Source organism: Pseudoalteromonas sp. '520P1 No. 423' (assembly GCF_001269985.1).
Classification (GTDB): domain Bacteria; phylum Pseudomonadota; class Gammaproteobacteria; order Enterobacterales; family Alteromonadaceae; genus Pseudoalteromonas.
In genome coordinates, this window is sequence record NZ_BBZB01000001.1 from 1,906,493 (window position 1) to 1,925,580 (window position 19,088).

The 19,088-nt window shown below is 34.9% G+C and carries 21 protein-coding genes; 9 read left to right on the top strand and 12 right to left on the bottom strand.

The features are described from left to right. Window positions 1-185: 185 nt before the first annotated feature. On the bottom strand, window positions 186-896 hold the full coding sequence (locus tag PSA_RS08720; protein WP_042151648.1) for a VC0807 family protein: 711 nt from the start codon (window positions 894-896) through the stop codon (window positions 186-188). A gap of 303 nt (window positions 897-1,199) precedes the next feature. Next, complete coding sequence (locus PSA_RS08725; protein ID WP_042151644.1) at window positions 1,200-2,273, bottom strand: type 1 glutamine amidotransferase domain-containing protein; 1,074 nt, start codon at window positions 2,271-2,273, stop codon at window positions 1,200-1,202. A gap of 205 nt (window positions 2,274-2,478) precedes the next feature. Here PSA_RS08725 and PSA_RS08730 point away from each other — a divergent pair, with 205 nt between their 5' ends. The 3 genes from PSA_RS08730 (at window position 2,479) to PSA_RS08735 (ending at window position 4,795) form a co-directional block, all read left to right on the top strand. Further along, window positions 2,479-3,798 carry a DEAD/DEAH box helicase gene (locus tag PSA_RS08730; RefSeq protein WP_042151641.1) on the top strand — a complete coding sequence of 440 codons (1,320 nt, stop codon included), beginning with the start codon at window positions 2,479-2,481 and terminating at the stop codon, window positions 3,796-3,798. Window positions 3,799-3,985: 187 nt separating this feature from the next. After that, window positions 3,986-4,177, top strand: a complete 192-nt coding sequence (locus PSA_RS25150; protein WP_127924232.1) for a hypothetical protein — start codon at window positions 3,986-3,988, stop codon at window positions 4,175-4,177. Window positions 4,178-4,462: 285 nt separating this feature from the next. Then, window positions 4,463-4,795: a zinc ribbon domain-containing protein YjdM gene (locus tag PSA_RS08735; RefSeq protein WP_042151638.1), complete on the top strand. Its 333-nt coding sequence runs from the start codon at window positions 4,463-4,465 to the stop codon at window positions 4,793-4,795. 38 nt (window positions 4,796-4,833) lie between these two features. On the opposite strand, the gene PSA_RS08740 is transcribed toward PSA_RS08735, so the two are convergent. Then, on the bottom strand, window positions 4,834-5,478 hold the full coding sequence (locus PSA_RS08740; RefSeq protein WP_042151636.1) for an HAD hydrolase-like protein: 645 nt from the start codon (window positions 5,476-5,478) through the stop codon (window positions 4,834-4,836). Window positions 5,479-5,796: 318 nt separating this feature from the next. Here PSA_RS08740 and PSA_RS08745 point away from each other — a divergent pair, with 318 nt between their 5' ends. Further along, window positions 5,797-6,357: a DUF922 domain-containing Zn-dependent protease gene (locus PSA_RS08745; RefSeq protein ID WP_042151634.1), complete on the top strand. Its 561-nt coding sequence runs from the start codon at window positions 5,797-5,799 to the stop codon at window positions 6,355-6,357. Between the two features lie 86 nt (window positions 6,358-6,443). On the opposite strand, the gene PSA_RS08750 is transcribed toward PSA_RS08745, so the two are convergent. Further along, window positions 6,444-6,863, bottom strand: a complete 420-nt coding sequence (locus tag PSA_RS08750; RefSeq protein ID WP_042151633.1) for a hypothetical protein — start codon at window positions 6,861-6,863, stop codon at window positions 6,444-6,446. A gap of 453 nt (window positions 6,864-7,316) precedes the next feature. Here PSA_RS08750 and PSA_RS08760 point away from each other — a divergent pair, with 453 nt between their 5' ends. Next, window positions 7,317-7,718 carry a hypothetical protein gene (locus PSA_RS08760; RefSeq protein ID WP_127924231.1) on the top strand — a complete coding sequence of 134 codons (402 nt, stop codon included), beginning with the start codon at window positions 7,317-7,319 and terminating at the stop codon, window positions 7,716-7,718. A 48-nt stretch (window positions 7,719-7,766) separates the two neighbouring features. Here the strand turns inward: PSA_RS08760 and PSA_RS08765 are convergent, their stop codons facing one another. The 8 genes from PSA_RS08765 to PSA_RS08800 all read right to left on the bottom strand — a co-directional run bounded on the left by PSA_RS08765 (window position 7,767) and on the right by PSA_RS08800 (window position 16,605). Beyond that, window positions 7,767-9,092: an aspartate aminotransferase family protein gene (locus tag PSA_RS08765; protein WP_042151626.1), complete on the bottom strand. Its 1,326-nt coding sequence runs from the start codon at window positions 9,090-9,092 to the stop codon at window positions 7,767-7,769. 238 nt (window positions 9,093-9,330) lie between these two features. Next, window positions 9,331-10,035, bottom strand: a complete 705-nt coding sequence (locus PSA_RS08770) for a TorF family putative porin (protein ID WP_042151693.1) — start codon at window positions 10,033-10,035, stop codon at window positions 9,331-9,333. Between the two features lie 16 nt (window positions 10,036-10,051). Then, complete coding sequence (locus PSA_RS08775; protein ID WP_042151623.1) at window positions 10,052-11,269, bottom strand: choline transporter; 1,218 nt, start codon at window positions 11,267-11,269, stop codon at window positions 10,052-10,054. Between the two features lie 180 nt (window positions 11,270-11,449). Continuing rightward, window positions 11,450-13,135 carry a choline dehydrogenase gene (betA, locus tag PSA_RS08780; RefSeq protein WP_042151621.1) on the bottom strand — a complete coding sequence of 562 codons (1,686 nt, stop codon included), beginning with the start codon at window positions 13,133-13,135 and terminating at the stop codon, window positions 11,450-11,452. A 97-nt stretch (window positions 13,136-13,232) separates the two neighbouring features. Then, complete coding sequence (gene betB, locus PSA_RS08785; RefSeq protein WP_042151618.1) at window positions 13,233-14,696, bottom strand: betaine-aldehyde dehydrogenase; 1,464 nt, start codon at window positions 14,694-14,696, stop codon at window positions 13,233-13,235. Further along, window positions 14,687-15,292 (bottom strand): transcriptional regulator BetI, encoded by a 606-nt coding sequence (betI, locus tag PSA_RS08790; RefSeq protein ID WP_042151616.1) that lies wholly within the window; start codon window positions 15,290-15,292, stop codon window positions 14,687-14,689. Before betI ends, betB begins: the two co-directional genes overlap by 10 nt. A 277-nt stretch (window positions 15,293-15,569) precedes the next feature. Then, the gene (locus PSA_RS08795; RefSeq protein ID WP_042151613.1) at window positions 15,570-16,328 is read right to left on the bottom strand and encodes an SDR family NAD(P)-dependent oxidoreductase; all 759 of its coding nucleotides are present in this window, start codon (window positions 16,326-16,328) and stop codon (window positions 15,570-15,572) included. A 91-nt stretch (window positions 16,329-16,419) separates the two neighbouring features. Further along, a complete protein-coding gene (locus tag PSA_RS08800) occupies window positions 16,420-16,605 on the bottom strand; it encodes a hypothetical protein (protein ID WP_127924230.1) in 186 nt (61 codons plus the stop codon). An 8-nt stretch (window positions 16,606-16,613) separates the two neighbouring features. Here PSA_RS08800 and PSA_RS08805 point away from each other — a divergent pair, with 8 nt between their 5' ends. From PSA_RS08805 to PSA_RS08820, 4 genes are all read left to right on the top strand, one after another. Next, the gene (locus PSA_RS08805) at window positions 16,614-16,982 is read left to right on the top strand and encodes a hypothetical protein (RefSeq protein WP_042151608.1); all 369 of its coding nucleotides are present in this window, start codon (window positions 16,614-16,616) and stop codon (window positions 16,980-16,982) included. A 1-nt stretch (window position 16,983) separates the two neighbouring features. Further along, window positions 16,984-17,757 carry an AsmA family protein gene (locus PSA_RS08810; RefSeq protein WP_042151606.1) on the top strand — a complete coding sequence of 258 codons (774 nt, stop codon included), beginning with the start codon at window positions 16,984-16,986 and terminating at the stop codon, window positions 17,755-17,757. A 61-nt stretch (window positions 17,758-17,818) separates the two neighbouring features. Further along, window positions 17,819-18,034, top strand: a complete 216-nt coding sequence (locus PSA_RS08815; protein WP_042151603.1) for a DUF1653 domain-containing protein — start codon at window positions 17,819-17,821, stop codon at window positions 18,032-18,034. A gap of 547 nt (window positions 18,035-18,581) precedes the next feature. Continuing rightward, window positions 18,582-19,022, top strand: a complete 441-nt coding sequence (locus PSA_RS08820; RefSeq protein WP_042151600.1) for a hypothetical protein — start codon at window positions 18,582-18,584, stop codon at window positions 19,020-19,022. Window positions 19,023-19,088: the final 66 nt, after the last annotated feature.

Sequence of the window (19,088 nt, forward strand, 5' to 3'; positions counted from 1 at the left end):
ATCCACACATTTAAAATAAGCATAACTTATTCGTTATGCTTATTTTCTTTATTGTTTAATTTTCCATAAATAAATAGTTGTCATTATTGGGCTATTAAATAAATCCGTATAATTTCATGAGATTATAGTGACCTTTACGTTCGTAAATAAGGCTTTTTACTTCTTTAAAGATGATTTAAAACGAGCTAATCTGCATTCATCATGTCTTCAAACTTTATTCCAGTCAATTTAGACGTTATTTTAATAACGTAAAATAATATGCCAAAAAGCATGATTGTTGATGGAATAGCAATCACTGGATAACTTAGCAAAGTCATTTCACCGAGTTGTTCGTTAAACTCAACTGTACCAGCGGGGCTTGTTACAATCCATTTGGCTAATAAATAATTCATCGTAGATGAAAATACAAAAGTCATCGCTAAAACAAAGTTAGCTTGGCTAATTTTTTGTTTAAATTGCTCTGTTTTTGATTTTTTTTCTAACGTGTCATATATCAAATTAAGATTAAAGATAAATGAGTTTAATAGTAGTTTTGCGAGCAATGGTTTACCAAAAAAGCCAGATAATAAAACGGTTAAACCTATCATGGCTGGAATAGCTGCTTCTTTAATTGCCAACCACTCTACATCCAATTCAAACAAGGCTATACCGCCTGTGAGTAGTGTACTTAAAAAACCTAACAATGAAATAAAGTTTAAAGAGCCAACTTTAGTAAAGTCGTATATGGCATAACAAACAGGGAATGCAAGTGCGACAATTAAACCAAGTAAAGTGCCTAAATGTTCTGGGCCTGAAAATTTCATTAAAATAAGGGAAGGGACCAAGATATTAAATAGTATTTCTAATAATGGATTGTTCTTTTTAGGCTTATCTTGTTGTTGCTGAACTTGTGTCATCAATTTTTTTCAAAAAGTCATTTTATATGATGTTATCGCACTCAATCATTTTTTGCGACTAAGCTGGTTATTTTATTTGTTACTGTTTGTAGATTACATTTTATTTTAAAACGATCTGGTCAAGAAATAAACTGCTGAAGTCCCGTATACGGGAGTATCTGTTGTGATTATTTATCGGCGAGGATTTATCCGCGTAATTGTTCATTGTTATTTCAAAAATGGCTATAGATTGAATAAAAAAGCCTAATACCTTTAAAAGTATTAGGCTTGCTTAATAGATTATTTACAGAGCCTATCTCAACTTTAGTTTAGTTGTTTTAATTGATTTGACAGACTTAAAAGGTCGATTCCTTTGTTTATATCAAACTGCATAAATGCTAATACACCATGCATTAAGATTAAAATACGTTGATAAGCTTGTGGTTTTTGTTTTAGCTGAGTTTCTGCAGCATTAAAGCCTTTAGCATCGTATGTCATTAAAAGTTCTATAGCGTGTTCTTCCGGGGTACGTTCTCTAGTTTTAGGCTTGTAACCTATTTCAGCGACTACTTTTTCAGCAAGTGTCCATACTGACCAAGGGTTCTGACCTGTGATTAGTTTTCCATCTTGTGTTACTTTTTCTAAATAGGTTGTACCCGCATTAAATTGAGCGCCTTGTGCTTTTAATTTATCTTCAAGTAAAAAAGGGAAAATTTGTTTTGCATCAGGGATCAGAAACAACTCTTCCTCGTTGGTAAATCCGCTGACGTTTTTATTTGCTAGCAACATATCACCATTATCTAATTCAACATTTACAAGTGCTGCTGGGCCATGGCAAACAGCACTGACTACTTTGTCATTTTGATATAAAGTTTTAGCAATGTTTTGCACATGCGGATTATCAGGGAAATCAAACATAGTGCCTTTGCCACCGACAAAATATACAGCTTCGTAATCGTTAGGATTAACATCTGCTAATGCTATGGTGCTCGCTACTTTTTGTTGAATATCTTGATCATTTAAAAAGGCATAATCATATGCGCCCATATCTTCGCCATCAATGACCACAGGTGGCTTTCCGCCTTTTGGACTGGCGATATCAACCTCAAAGCCATTTGCTGTAAATACCCAATAAGCACGCGCTAATTCAGTATGTTCATAACCAGTTTCTTTATCTTCACCCATTTTATCTGCACTAGTAACAACTGCTAATATTTTACCTCTATATGCTGGGATATTTTGGGTAATATAAGGTAAGTCACTTACTTTGGTTTGTTTGATTGCTATAAAGTGTGCTTTTTCTGGTAATAAACTTTTAACCCAAGATTTAGCGCCAAATGCGAAACCAACAAGTAGGATAGTTAAGGTTACTAAGGTAAATATTATTTTTTTAAGCATGAACTTGGCTCCTATTTATTTTGTTGCAGCTAGCTTAAAAAACTGTAAGTGAAATATATGTGAAATGGTTTTTAAATGATTAAATATTTGTTGGCTTTTATTGATTCTACTATATGATAGCCACAATTTTCAGCCATCAATGGCGTTATGTTTTAAGGTTTTGAAGCCTGTTTTCTTCTCCTTAAACACCCAAGGAATTTATTTTATGTCTTTTTGCGCTTTAGGTTTATGCAATGAATTAGTGAAAGCTGTTTCAGAACAAGGTTACACAGAGCCTTCACTCATACAGCTTGAGGCCATTCCTGCTGTACTTAAAAAGCGCGACGTTATGGCCGTTGCGCAAACTGGAACTGGTAAAACTGCTTGTTTTTCGCTACCTATGGTTCAGCTTTTATCTCTGGGGGAGAGCCCTGCGCCTAAATCAGTGAGGGCGTTAGTTATTACGCCTACTCGAGAGCTTGCAGCTCAAGTAGCTAAAAGTTTAGAAAACTATAGTCGCCATATGAAGCTTAGCTCTGCAGCTGTGTTTGGCGGTGTAAGAATAGAGCCGCAAATTGCCCTGTTGCAAAGCGGTGTAGATGTTTTGGTTGCAACTCCTGGTCGTTTGGTTGATTTATATAATCAAAAGGCGATTAACTTTGACCAGCTTGAAATGCTGGTTTTAGATGAAGCTGATCGTATGTTGGATTTGGGGTTTATAGATGATATTCGCCATATAAAAAGCCTATTACCAATTAAACGTCAAACTTTAATGTTTTCAGCGACTTTTACCAATGAGATCAAGTTGCTTGCAAGTGGCATGTTAAATAATCCTTTATCAATTGAAGTAACAGCTGCAAACAGCACCGTTGATAAAATCAAACAAAAAATCTATTCAGTAGAAAAAACACGCAAAACTGAGTTGCTAATTCATTTAATTAAACAGAATAAATGGCATCAAGTGCTGGTTTTTAGTCGTACTAAGCAAGGCGCTGATAATTTGGTATCTGAACTTGAAAATGCAGGCATTACAGCTGCATCAATTCATGCTAACAGAACTCAACATGCTCGTACTCATGCTTTAGAGGGCTTTAAAAATCAAGATATCACAGTTTTGGTTGCCACAGATATTGCATCGCGTGGCATAGATGTAAATCAATTACCATATGTGGTTAATTTTGACTTGCCATATACACCGGAGGATTATGTGCATCGTATTGGTCGTACTGGCCGTGCGGGTACTTTAGGGTTAGCGGTTTCATTATTTAGCGCTGATGAGTCTAAACAGTTGCAAGCAATAGAGCGATTACTTGAGCGTAAATTTGAACTTGAAATTATCGCTGGCTTTAAGCCAAATAAAAAGGAAATTACTAAAGCAATTTCAAAAGCTGCAGCTAAAGATAAAAACTCAAAATTAGCTTCTACTACAAAAAAAACATGTAAATCAAAAAGAAAAAAAACAGATGATGACGAATACGGTAATTTTGAAGCAGATCCACAGCCAAATCGAGGTAAATCTAAAGGCCGTAAAAATTCGAGGAGATAAAATATATTAATAGATGAATAAGAAATTATTCAGCTGATATTAAAAGCGAGTATTACAAAAGTGATGCTCGCTTTTTCTTTATAAATAGGTGTAAAAAATACACTCTATGTAACAAAAATGATGGGTTAATAGTTTTAAAATTAAACTAAATTCGATAAGTTTTACTTCACATATAATAAAGCGCTTTTTGTCTTATATCTTAATGACATATACATTAGACAATAAAATCATGGAAGTTATTTTGGACATATCTAAAAAAACCTTATTAGCATTATGTGCCATTGGCTCGATTGCCCAACCTGTTTGGGCTAGCAATTCAGACTTTAACTTTTCAGCAAAAGCTATTTCAAAAAATGTTTATAGTATTATTTCCCCCTAATATGGCAGACCCAGTGCTGAAAGCAAAGGCTGGAATTCTAATAGCCACTTTGTTGTGACTGAGCAACCCATCCTTTGGTGTTACTCTCATTGACGACTTAGATGTTTCAATATTTTTAATAACATAATTATATTAGCTGTAGTCGTTTTTGTTCATTTTAGTCATGTTTATTTGATGAAGATTATTAAGTTAGTTGCTAATGAGGATTTATAAATCATTGCTTTTAAATATCTCATCTACACTGCTAAAATACCGATAGTTTTTACTTAAGTTAATGAATAAATTATGAGTTTACCAGCTTGCCCTAAATGTGAGTCTGAATATGTGTATCAAGATCAATCGCTTTTGATATGCCCAGAATGTACTTATGAATGGAATCCACAAGAGCCAGATGAAGATGCTGTGATCGTCAAAGATGCCAATGGCACCTTGCTCAGTGATGGCGATAAAGTCACTGTTGCTAAAGATTTAAAAATAAAGGGCAGCTCTCAAATAATCAAAATTGGTACTAAAGCGCTTGTTAGGCGCGTACTTGATAAGAAAGACCATGAACTTGATTGTAAAGTTGATGGTGTTGGTGAAATGATGGTGACGGCTAAGTTTGTAAAAAAAGCTTAAGTTAATTGTCTGCTTTGACTTGAATAAGCTTTTTCAAGTCAAATTTTACTTGAACTCCCCAATACTGACTTTACATACTCTAATTGTAAAAAACTTTCATCTGGCTTGTGATTATTTAAAGCATCAATATGCGTATAGCCCCATGAAACCACACCTATCGGAATGGATACTTTTCGCGCAGCATCGATGTCGCGGATCTCATCTCCTATGAGTAGACATTCTTGCTTATGGAACGCAAATTTTTTCAACGTTTTTTTGATGTTTTTAGATTTACCAAATGGTGAAGCACTGCATTCAAAATGATCGATTAAAGCGGTATTTTCTTCACCGAGTATATTAGCGACATATTGATAAGAGCTAGTACTGACAATTGCAACCTTTACCCCTTGATGTTTTAAATCTTGTAATAAACTTCCAACACCTTCAAATAATGATACCTGATCAAATTTTTCAGTCATATTATGTCTAATATATTTAATAAAAAAAGGCATTTTCCATTTAGATATTTGTAAAATTTTAATTATTTCACGAGCACTGTAATGCTTTAAATCATTTTCTTCTTTTTTTCCTACATGCTTAAACTTGTATTTATCAGCTGCGTTATTCAACGTTTTTATAAATAACGGGTAGCTATCAGCTAAAGTTCCGTCAAAATCAAACATGACTAATTTATAATTCGACATTATACGTTTTCCAAAGTAATGATTTATAGCTGGTTTTCAAAATCAAATTATTGATAAGTTCATAAAACTCATTTATTGAACTATGTGCATCATAGAATGACAAAAAAGCCACTCAATGACAAATTGGATAGTTATAAATAAAGCCTAATATCAATTAATTCATGCTGAATGCCAATAACAAATCGTTTTAAATTAAACTTTGATATTCACCTGATAGCGAACGTATATCAGTAGTAGACTCTTTATTCACTCAAAGTACTTTGTTAAAGTAATGCTGAAATATAGGTATTAAGGCGTTTTAAAATTAGGAGGGTGTTAGTGAAAACCATTTTATTTATATTAATTATTGTCTCTCCTTATGCTGCATCTAAAGTAAAAATAGATGAAGAATTTATTTATTACTCAGTAACTCCTAAATCAAAAAAACAATTACTTTCATCTTTGAATACAGCAACACCTATTCGTGAGGGAGATGATATTTTTCACGGAAATACAAAGTATTATATAAAATGGCGGTTTTGGTGGCGGTCATTGAAAAACAGTTGTCAGTTTACTAAGGTCAATACGCACTTAACACTTACCTATACTATGCCTAAATTAGACTCCTCAAATACAGCTGTGATTAATGTTTGGAACAAATGGTACCCGAATTTGAGTATTCATGAAAAAGGTCATGGCACATTAGCAATTGAAACGGCTAAAGAGATTGATAACGTATTATTATCAATAGGTGCTCGTACTAGCTGTGAGCAACTTGAAGCTGACGCAAATAAATTAGCAAATAAACTAATGAGTGAATTAAAATCTGAGAATAAACATTATGATGTTAAAACAAACCATGGAGAGTCACAAAAAGCTTGGCTTTATACACATTTATAGGTATGGCATATGAATTCTTTACCGGGAAATCGCACTTTATAATATTAATGAGTAAATATGATTACTCATTAATATGAAGGCACCATTTATGCGCTTTTAAGCTCTTCTAATAAATCATGAATTTCAGATTTTAACTCTTTATCTGCAATTTTATTACAACTAATTTTCGCTTTTTCTAAATGTTCAATTGCACCTGATTTATCGCCTAATTCAACTTTTAAAGCGCCAATTGAATACCCAATAGAAGAACGGAAATCTTTAGAGTTAATTTCTTCTGCTTTAACTAATGCTTGCTCATAAATCGTAACGGCTAAGGCTAAATCATCAGTAAAATCAGCTAGTGTCTCCCATTGTACTGGGTGGTCTTTATCTGTATTGTCATTTTGTTCACATAATTGTTTTAATTCTAAATAAAAGCCATCAAATCTTTTTTGGTTTTTTTGCTCTGCAGCCGCTAATAAGCTGTCAGTAAGTGATAATACTTTTTTATATATTTTGGTATTCATGGTTGGCCTATTTTACGCGATATAATTATAAGGATTATATCGTTTTTATCTTAAACAGGGCAGGGCACTTTAATAATGTTTCGTTAAATAGCCTATTTTTGGACTATATTTTTAATTTCAATCTTAAATCCGACACCTTGTTTAGCACATGATAACTTGCTTCAAAAAAACTCTGTTTTACCTGCTAAATGCTTATTAAACCTTGCTACAAGTAATTCAAAATCATCGGGATGGACATATTTTTTTACTGAGTCGATGGTATTGCCATTTATATAAATTGGTAAGCGACTTTTTTTTTGATAGGTTTTCCCGTTTAATAGCGCCAACTTTAAGAGCCCAATCCCATAAAATATCACCACTTCCCCACAATGCTAGATTCAACCTTTGTTCGCTTAATTTTACTTGTTGATGAATTTCTTGTTATTGCAAAAATTCAGCTGAGGAAATAGGTCAATCAAGTCGAGAAAATGGTTTTTCTTTGATAGGGGCTATGTATTTTCAAAATACTTTAGTGCAGAAACTTCTCTGCTTACTCTGGGTGTTCACACAGATTTAGGAATGAAAGGCAATGGTGCCAGTTTAAGCATTATTGGCAGTTATCTAGTCCTAGAAAACTTTTGTGTATTTGGTGAGTTAGGCTGTATGTCAGTGGATTTAGGGATAGATGAAAGTAAAAATGTATCATACTCAGGAACTGATACAGAAACGTTGCAAGATGGTAGAGATTCGAGCATATATTATGCTTTTGGTACTAAATATAAGCTTAATAATTGGACTTTAGTGTTTAAAAATTCACTTATTGATCTTGATGCTGATATGGATATATTTTCATTACAAGCGTATTATCATTTTTAATCAGTTTCTATAAGCCCCTTTAATCTAGCAATTAAAGAGGCTTTAAATTTATTTTGCGTTTATAGCTGCTTCCATCGATTTTTCAGCAACGGCTTCTAGCCATGTAAGATCAGTGTTTTGATGTGCTTCACAGATAAACCAAGGTTCACGTGAATCTGGTTCTAACATTACACCATTATCAATTAAGTTAAGTGCAAACTGCGTGTATAGATCACTATTAGTTTGTTTCCAGTCACGGTAGTTTTGCGGTACTGAGTTACCAAAATGTACACCAAACATAGAATCAGGGCCTGCAAAACAATGCTCAATGCCAAACTTAGTAAATACGCGAGATAGTAATGCTTGAATTGCTTTACCTGCACGGTTCACTGTTTCAAGTGCATCTGTTTCTTTAAGTACTGTTAATGTCGCCTTTGCTGCAGTTAATGCCACCATATTTGCAGTGTACGTGCCGCCATGTGTTACGCCATCTTTATCGAATGAAATCGTGTCCATGACATCGGCGCGACCACCAAAACATGCAACTGGGTAACCATTACCTATTGCTTTAGCGTAGGTTGTTAAGTCAGCATGAATACCGTATAAAGATTGTGCGCCACCTTTAGCAACACGGAAACCGGTTTTCACTTCATCCATAATAAGTAATGAACCATTTGCATCAGAGATATCACGCAGTTTTTGCATATACTCTTGTGTTGAAGCAATTGAGCCACAGTTACCCATGATAGGTTCAATTAAAATAGCTGCAATATCATCGCCATGCTGTGCAAAAACAGCATCAATCGCATCAAAATCGTTTAGTGGTACGCTTACTTGGTGCTCACGGGTATTGTGTGGAATACCACCGCCAAAAGGAATGATTTCAGGTACTTCCTGGGTATTAACATCCCAATTATCAACATCTGATTTCCACATTACTTCATCGTGCAGACCATGAAATCCGCCTTCCACTACAACAATTTTATTACGCTTTGTAAAACCACGTGCTGTACGTACTGCACCAATTACAGCTTCAGTGCCAGAGTTTGAAAAACGCATTTTTTCAATATTAGGACAAAGTGACTTTATTAATTCCACAACATCAGAATCTAAACCCGTAGAAAAACCAGAAATAGTACCGACATTTGTAATTGCATTGATCACTTCACTATCAATACGCGAATCACGATAACCAAGAATAATAGGGCCATACGCTAAACGGAAATCTGTAAACATTTGATCATCACAATCTGTGATAGTACATCCTTTCATACTTTTTAAAAATACGGTGTTTTCCTCACCCCAGTAACGGTAACTATCAGCAACGCCTAGTGGCATATTGTCAATGGCTCTTTTGAACATAGTAGAACTGTTTGGTTTGTGTATCTTAGTCATTAAGGTACTCTTAATTATCTTAAATGTTATTTCAATTTTAGCTGTAATTTTTATGTATGCGACTATAAAAGTGCACTTACATCTTACCTATGTTTAACAACTAAAAAGTTACTTAGTTTATCGTTAATGTAAACGAAAGAAACTCAACGGTGTATTACCTTTGAGGAAAAATATAAAAAACCGAACAGAGTCGGTTTTTTATATTTTTAAATACCTAATAAAGGCATATAAAATGTTACTAGAAGCTAAAAGTACGTGATACGCCTAGGACGATACGTTCATCAGTAGTATCTGAATCGATACTTGTATTTTCAGCCGCTAAATTGAAATCAAAACCTTGCCAACTTGTCATATATTCAGCACGGTAGTGATTATAAGCATCACCGCCATCCCAAGACCACTTATCTTCATCTGCTGAAGTTGAACGGTCAAAAGTAAGTTTGATGTTGTGGCCATCTGCAACTTCTACTGTGTGGGCTACCATAGCAATGTAATGGTCTGCGCCTACACCAAAGTAATCCCAGCTATACCAGAAGTTAAATTCGGTATCGCCCATCGAAGAGTTATATGCAAATTTAGCGTAAGCTTCTGGGTAGTTATAAGTGTCAGATGCATCATCACCGTGGTAAGTGTAGTAGGCAATACCGGTGTCTAAACCAACTTTATCATTTAGCTGATAAAACTTACCTACATAAGCATCCCATTCAATATTGGTATCATCAGTACCACCAAAATCAACATTAGATGCCCAAGTACCCGCATAAAATCCGTTGTCAGCAGCATAATCAAAGCTTGCTTGCAGAGTTGGATCGTTCATTGTTTGACTGACACCATTAAAGGTGTAGTCAGATGCTAAATTCACAGTAGAAGATAGCGCAGCGTGTGAACTTGCAGACACTGCAAGTAAGCTAGTTGCTGCAATAGCGATGATATTTTTATTCATTAGTTTTATGCTCATATTAATTTACTAGTTCAATTTTATTAAAGTCGATTTTATTCTCTTTTGGTGAGCACTCTATCTCACTAACAACATTGAATTTGGAAAATAAAATATAACCAAAACAAGTAAAGAATAGCCCAATAACGACTGCGCCGACCCATTGGATCTGTAAAAAGTCCAATTTGAATAATAAAGTGAGTAAGCTAAGTGCAACTAAGTTGCCTAAAAAGTACTTAACTTTACCCATCCGTGACACAGTTAAATTAAGGTTATCTGTATATAATCGGATCAATGAATCAAGTGAGTTAATTACAAAGGTAATGCCTACAATTGCCATTGTTATATTGTAAAATCCAGCTGTTTCTAGACCATTTGCGCTGTAGTAATACAACACAGTAAACCAGATCCCGATTGGAATTGATGGGAATATCAACATAGCCAACAATACTTGGTATGTACGTAAGCCACCAACAAAACGCGCAGTAAATTGACCTATCATGATGCTCCAAGCAAACCACCAATAAAGGTAGAATTCATGGTATGCATTCATAGGTAATACAAATTCATGAATATTGCCAAAGTAGCCGCCAAGCAATGCAACTGTGGTTGCAAACTCGCCAATGCCTGAACCTTCTGAAAGAAAAGCACCTGCCCACATTAATAAAATTAAACCAATAAACATCCAGGTCGTTAGCAAGCTTAATAAGCGTACATAACGAATGCTGGTACTAGAATACACAGCAACAGCAATGACCAAAAATACGATTAAGTAGAAACTGCCAATAATTGATTCGCCATCGCCAAGTTGAGGTACATACCAAGGAAGGTTTGATAGCAATAAGTAGGCTGTAAAAGCACAGGTACCAACAATAACCACGTTATTGATTAGTTTTACTGCTGGAATTTCAAAGAACTTTACCCGAGGCTCAATTACACAAAAATAGAAACAGGTTAAAAAGTAAAAACCCCAAATCAAGAATGCCCAAAAGCCAAATTCAATTGCTAGTGGATTTGTAAAGGCATATTCAGGGCTAGCGGCTAAGTCGGCATAACCTGCAAACTCAGTGAGCGGAAACATAATAAGTCCCACATCAAGTCCTGAAGTAAATAAAATTGCAATAAAGGTAAATGTTTTAACGGGTGTGACACCAACACAGCGGATATTTCCCCAGCGATATAATATAAAAGCGATGGCAGTAAAGGTAAATAAGATACCGGCAGATAACCAAGGGGTCATAGCAGTCTCCTTATTTTGATTTTAGTAGATATAAACACGTAATACTCCTGTTTCTTTTTTATAATAAGAGCATTTTAAATTTTCAGATTCTCACCTAAATATTAACTTTCGCAATGATGACAGTGGATATAAGCGTCATGATTGCGAAAATTAACGAATTAAAAATGCTCGCGAATGAATTTAGTCTATTTTTCTATTTGGTTTATTTGTACGTTGTTCTTGCTGCCAATTGGGTGTGATACTCACCGGTGCATCAGATGGTGGTAATGTATCTCGGCCAAGAATAAAATCAGCCGCACGCTCTGCAACCATAATTGTAGGTGCATTAAGGTTACCGTTTGGAATTGTGGTAAAAATGGAAGAATCGACCACTCTAAGTCCATTAATGCCATGCACTTTTGTGTGTGGATCAACAACGGATAACTCATCTGTGCCCATTTTGCATGAACATGATGGGTGATAGGCGCTTTCTACAAATTGGCGAACAAACGAATCAATTTCTTCATCGGTTTGAATATCAATACCAGGTTGAATTTCTTCACCGCGATATTCATCTAATGCCGCTTGATGGATTATTTCTCGGGTTAAACGTACACAGGCACGAAACCCTTCGCGATCTGCTTCATGCTCTAGATAATTAAACTGAATTTGAGGGGGCGCTTTAGGATCGGCAAACGTTGCTTTTATAAAACCACGACTTTTTGGTTTATTATGACCAATATGTACTTGAAAACCATGCCCTGCAAAGGCTTCTTTACCATCATATCGCATTGCTGCTGGTAAAAAATGATATTGTAAATCTGGCCATTCAACGTTTTCTTTTGAGCGAATAAAACCACATGATTCAAAATGATTGGTTGAACCTAAGCCTTTTTTAGTCAATATCCAACGTGTACCTATTAGGAATTTACGCCATAGATCTAGCTCACCATTAAGTGATATTGGCTTTTTACACTTAAATTGAAAATAAAACTCTAAGTGATCTTGTAGGTTTTCACCCACACCAGGTAAGTCATGTTTTAACTCAATGCCAGCATCTTTTAATACTGCTTTTGGTCCTATGCCAGAAAGCTGTAAAATATGGGGAGAACCAATAGGGCCTGCTGATAGAATAACTTCTTTATTAACTTTTACGTCAACTATTTTGCCTTTTCGTTCATAACGTACACCCACTGTTTTTTTGCCTTCAAGCAATACTTTATGTACTAAAGCATGGGTGATCACTGTGAGGTTTTTACGCGCCATAGCTGGGCGTAAATAGGCATTAGAGGTAGAGCTGCGCACGCCATTTTTGATGGTCATATGCATAGGGCCAAAGCCTTCTTGCTGGGCGCCATTATAATCGTTAGTTTCTAAATATCCGGCTTGCACACCTGCGTCAATAAATGCTTTATAAAGCGGGTTTTGCATTTGATTACCGTTATTAACCCCTAAGGGGCCATTTTTACCGCGATATTCGTCAGCATCAAATGCCCAGGTTTCAGCTTTTTTGAAATAAGGTAAACAATGTGCGTAATCCCAATTTGTCGCACCATTTTCATGCCATTCATCAAAATCTTTAGCGTGCCCACGAACATAAACCATGCCATTAATAGAAGACGAACCGCCTAAGACTTTACCGCGAGGGCAGTGCATACGGCGATTATCTAGGTATGGCTCAGGTTGAGTTTCAAATTGCCAAGCATATTTCTTGGTATTCATAGGAATAGATAATGCTGTTGGCATTTGAATAAAAATGCTTTTATCAGTGCCGCCGGTTTCAAGTAGCAATACTTGATTATTACTGTCTTCTGATAGGCGATTTGCTAAAACACAGCCAGCAGATCCTGCGCCAACAATAATGAAATCAAAATTTTGTTTTGTCATGTAAAACTCGTATTTACTACTTCAGAGATCAAAACCGTAGTTTTGATCTCAATTAAATGGTTAATGATTTAAATTTATAGATGAAAATCTATTTTATCTAAAATGGACTTTCTAAAGGCTGTAAACCAACATACACAGCTTTAATTTGAGTATAGTGGTTAAGTGTCGCAAGGCCATTTTCACGACCAATACCTGATTGTTTGTATCCGCCAACTGGCATTTGAGCAGGAGAGGCGCCATAGCTGTTTATCCAACAAATGCCGGCTTGCATTTGATGGGTCACTCTATGGGCACGATTAATATCTTGGGTAAATACCGAGGCCGCCAGTCCAAAATCAGTTGCATTGGCGCGTTTTATAACTTCATCTTCATCATCAAATGTTAAAACACTCATAACAGGGCCAAAAATTTCTTCGCGGCAGATTGTCATGTCATCAGTGCAGTCACCAAAAATAGTTGGCGTAATAAAATAGCCATCTGGTGCGTTTTTAGGTTTGAGTGCCTTACCGCCATGAAGTAATTTAGCGCCTTCTTTTATACCTATATCGATATAGCTTTGTACTAAATCACGATGCTTAGCAGAAATAAGAGCGCCAAAGTTTGTTTCTGGATCCAATGGGTCGCCAACAACAATATTTTGGCTTGTTCTTTCAATCAGTTTTTCTATAAATTTAGGGTAAACCGATTTTTGTACAAATACGCGGGTCACATTAGTGCAAATCTCACCTTGCGTATAAAAGTTGCCTATCATGGCCGCAGACACCGCATTATCTATATCAGCATCATCAAAAATAATCAGAGGAGATTTTCCACCAAGTTCCATAGTCACATCTTTAAGTGATGTGGCAGCTGCCGCCATTACTTTTTTACCTGTACCGACTTCACCTGTAAAAGAGACTTTTGAAATATCAGGGTGATGTGTTAGCCAAGCTCCAATATCACCCGCACCTTGAATAACATTAAATACGCCATCGGGAATACCTGCTTCGGTGAAGATTTCAGCTAGTTTTAATGCGCCTAAGGGGGTTTCTTCTGATGGTTTAAAAATCATTACATTACCGCAAGCAAGCGCTGGAGCTGATTTCCAACACGCTATTTGCAATGGGTAATTCCAAGCACCTATGCCTGCACAAATACCTAAAGGTTCGCGGCGAGTATAATAAAAATCGCCATCAACAGCTTGCTGATTGCCTTCAATACCGGGAGCAAGTCCTGCAAAAAACTCAATTGAATCAGCTCCAGAATGCACATCTACTACAGCAGCTTCTTGAATTGGTTTACCTGTATCTAATACTTCAATTTTTGCCATTTCATCATTGCGTTCTCGTAATAAAGTTACGGCTTTGTTTAATATTCGGCTACGCTCTGTTGGACTCATAGCCGACCAAAGTGCAAAACCATTTTTTGCACTTTTTATGGTTTTTTGTTTTATATGTTCATCTGCAACTTCAACTTGGTAAATAACTTTGCCTGTCGCGGGGTTAATTACATCAAATGTTTCACCGCTGGAATTTGAAATATAACCACCATCTACATAGTTTTTATAACATTTTAATGGCATGTTTTATCTCCGTGTTGCTTGATTAAGTCATCTATAAAGTTTTTACACAATTGTTGTGCTTGTTTGAACGCTTCTTCAGAATTTGGGCTTAATGCACTTCGCAACCAAAAACCATCTATCATCGCAGCTGTTTGTTTCGATGTGATTTGTGCTAAGTCTTCATCAAATATTTGACGATAAGAGAAAAGTAAATTGCTGTATAAGCGTTTGCTATTAATATTTTGTAACCTTGCAAGGCCTGGTTCGTGCATTGATTGCGCCCAAAAGCTAAGCCAGGTTTTTGTGGCAGGTGTAGAGCGTTGTAGTTGCGTGAAGTTTGCTTCAACTATCATTTTTAATCGTTGAGGGGCACTGAGAGTATGATCTGTAACACGTTCTAATAAAGCGACTTTTAACTGCTCTAAAAGATATTTAACAGTAGCCTCAATTAATCCCTGCTTACCACCAAAATAGTGACTAATAATGCCAGAGGATAATCCCGCTATTTTACTTATAGTGACTATGGTCGTTTTTTGTAATCCGTATTGCGCAACAGACTCTAATGTTGCATTAATTAACTGCTGTTTTCGCAGAGGTTGCATTCCAACTTTAGGCACTAACTTCTCTTTTTATTTTAATTGAACGTTCAATCAATAATAATATTATAGGTTTTAGCTAAAAATATCAAGGTGGTGTAATTTAGAGGAAAATAAATTTTATTGAATCTAAAGCTATTTTAGGGGGATTTAACGTGAATTAATGGGTGTTTTTTGAGTTTGTTAAACTGTTATGTTTTAGATTTTTTGGCTAAGGGGAAATTGTGACATTATTAGTCTGAGCAGATAAAAGTATCCTAAGGTACTTTTATCTGCTTAATTATTGGCACATAGAGTGCTAACCTGCAGTTAAACCACCATCTACACTGTGCAAGCTACCAGTAATAAAGCTTGCTTCATCAGATGATAAAAAATAAACCAAATTAGCAACATCTTCACCTAAACCAACACGGCCGATTGGGTGGGCCTGTGCTTCAAGCTCCCATGCTTTTTCTAAATTGCCATCTAAGTCGGCATCAGCCCAACGTTGCATTGCTTTATTTGCTAAAGGGGTTTTGATTGTTGCTGGACAAACTGCGTTTACACGTATTTGATGTGTTGATAAATCAAGTGCTAAACTTTTTGTGATTTGGCCTAGTGCACCTTTTGTCAAACCATAGCTAAAGCTATTAGGTTTGCCTATTAATGCTTGATCTGAAGCCATTATCACTATGCTACCACCACCTGAATCTTTCATCTTTTTAGCAGTTTCTCTTACTGTGATAACAATCCCCTTAATATTGATATCTATAATGGTATCAATCTCTTCATCAGTGGCAGTAAGAATAGAATTAGATTGGTGAATACCGGCATTGGCAAATACAGCGTCTATTTCGCCAAATTTTGCAATAGTACCTTCAATAGCAGCAATTTGATCTGATACTTTACGTACATCACCTTTATAAAAATATATATTTTCTTTTAAATCTATAGCTAATGAATCAGCAGCTTGTGGATTAGTATCAATAAAACCAACTTTATAACCTTGGTTAACGAATTTTTTTACTGTAGCTGCACCAATACCTGTTGCACCACCTGTAATAAATGCTGTTTTCATACTATTTCTCTAGGAAGTCATTTTATGTTGCAATGGTATAGAAGTATTTAAATTCAGTAAATTACTAATAATTAATATGAACTCGATTTAATTAATCAAATAGTTCGAACTCTTGATGTTCAAGGTTACCAGTGAGCTTTTCTACCATTAAATGGAGATCTTTATTTGTATTAGCCACAGCGTTACTGACTTTATCGCTTTCTACTAATGTACGGTAATTTTCTGATACGTGATGTAGCTGCTCTAAAGTTTCATTGAGTTCATGAGTGATATTCATTTGCTGAGTTGCGCTCAGCATTTTCTGAATATTATTACTATCAATCAGTTAAAAATTTAGAGCCTGAAGTATGGCAACAACTAGGTTCACCTAAATATTTTAAAATTCCTATGGTTTTTGTTTCTCCTAACGGATTAAAACTACTTAAAAATATCACTAATCAAACAGTTTGCGAACACGCTAAAAAACATCGCCAAGCAGGTATTCATTTATTACTTTATGTTGCTTTGGTATTAATAGGCAGTATTGTATTTTTTAAATTTGCAATAACATGGTTATTTAATCAAACATATTTAAAGCTCTCTAGTACATTAATTACTTTGTGTTTTTTTAAATTTCTATATAATTCATCTAAATTTATAAAGGACATATATTGAAATGAAAAAAATAGCAATTATTCTAGCTGCTTTAATATTGGTAATATTAGGTGCATTTTGGTTTTTAACTGGTGGTGCACTTAATGATTTGATTAAACAACAAATTGAGCAAGTTGGTACAAAAGTGATAGAGCAGCCTGTCACTGTTAATACAGTTGATATGAAACTGTTAGAAGGCGCTGGCACAATTAAAGGTTTAGTTTTGGCTAACCCATCAAAGTATACTGCACCTTCAGTGTTTTCATTAGATGAAGTCACTTTAGATATTAATCTTGATAGCTTGACTACCGATCTTATTATTATCGATAAAATAGTCATAGACAAACCGCAAGCTGTTGTTGAGTTTACTCAAAATGGTGACGCTAATATTAAAGAGCTACTTGATACCATAAAGAAAAATACCCCAAGTAATACTCAGTCTGAACCTGAGCAAGAAAGCACTTCAACGAGTGTAAAAGAGCCGATTATACGTATAAATAAATTTGTATTAGCTGGTGTGGCACTAACTGTTGATTTATCAAAGCTGGGTAATAAAGCGCATCAAGCTGTTTTGACAGATATTAATTTAACAAATATTGGTGGTCAAAATGGCATGCCTGCAAGTCAATTAGGTGCTGAATTAGCTAAGCAAGCATTATCATCTATCTGGAAACAAGCAAAAAAACAACAAACAAAAATCTTAAAAGACCAAGCTAAAGAGAAGCTAGAAGACAAAGCCAAAGAAAAACTAGGTGGTTTATTAGATAAATTTACTGGTCAAAACGGCATAAAATGAGAGAGGTTTACCTCTCTTTTTACTTAGGAATTTAAAATAAAATATTACTTTAGGAAAAACAATGATTGAATCAGGTCGATACCAGCATTTTAAAGGTAATTTTTATCAAGTTTTACATATAGCAAAACATAGTGAAACAGATGAGCTATTAGTTGTATATCAACCTGAATATGGTGAAAGAGGTATTTGGGTGCGTCCATTAGCGATGTTTGATGAAACGATTGAACGTGAAGGTAAAACCTTTAAAAGGTTTTCTAAAGTTGAAAATTCAAAATAATTTAGCTTTCATATAAGTGTTATTACTCAATCACTAACAATATGTTGAGTTAACAAAACATTAACTTTGCATGCGTATTTAGTGATTTTAATTTGTAATCAAAATATTAATTTAATTTAGATGTTTATAAAATAATCGAAATAAATAAAAATCAATAAATAACAATATTACAGCAATCTTTTAAATCCAATCTAAGGGTATTATGTATTTGAAGTATGTAACCCAAATGTAAACGGTGTTTTATCCCTTGAAAAGCATCGTTTACTTTTTTAGTGTCGAAAAATCTTCAGTACATAAATCACTTATTTTTAAACATTTTTTTGTGTAAGTTCTGATATTCTAAAACTAGCAAATCGAGCTAAATATACTACAGTAAAAACTTACTCTGATAGAGCACTCCATTATGAAAATGACCCTTTCTCAAAGAATTTATGCTGGTTTTGGTATCGTGATTTTTTTGATGTTAATCGTATCTTTAACTATTTAGATTAAGAGTAGTAATATTCAAAAAGTCGTTTTTGAAGTTCAAAGTGATGATATTCCAAGTGTGATCTTATATCTACAAGTATTAGATGAAGTTGGAGATATGCAATCTAACTTATTAGAATATTTAACTGGAAAAATAGATGAAGCAGGTGACATGTTAGCATCGGTTACGAGTTTTACTGCAGGAGATTTAAGTAAAAAAGCTGATTTTTACAAAGGTAGTGACTCGTTTAAAAGTTATTTTGAGCAACTAAACCCGCTAGAGCAAAAGCCTCAAGAATTAGTTAACCTTCAAAAAATATATAATCTATACAATGAGAGAAAAACTACTGCGGAGCTTATTTTTGAAAAATTCGATCCAACAGGTAGAGCGTCTACTTTAAAATCAGCGGACGAAATGGAACATCAACTATTCGCTAAGGTTGAAGACATTTTAGAACGTTCAGCTGAAGAGGAGAAGTCTGATGCTATTGTGGCGATTGATGGTACATTAGTTTCATAGAATAACCAGTTATCTACATAAATTATCATTTCAATTATTGCCATTTTTACTGTTGGTGGTATTTAA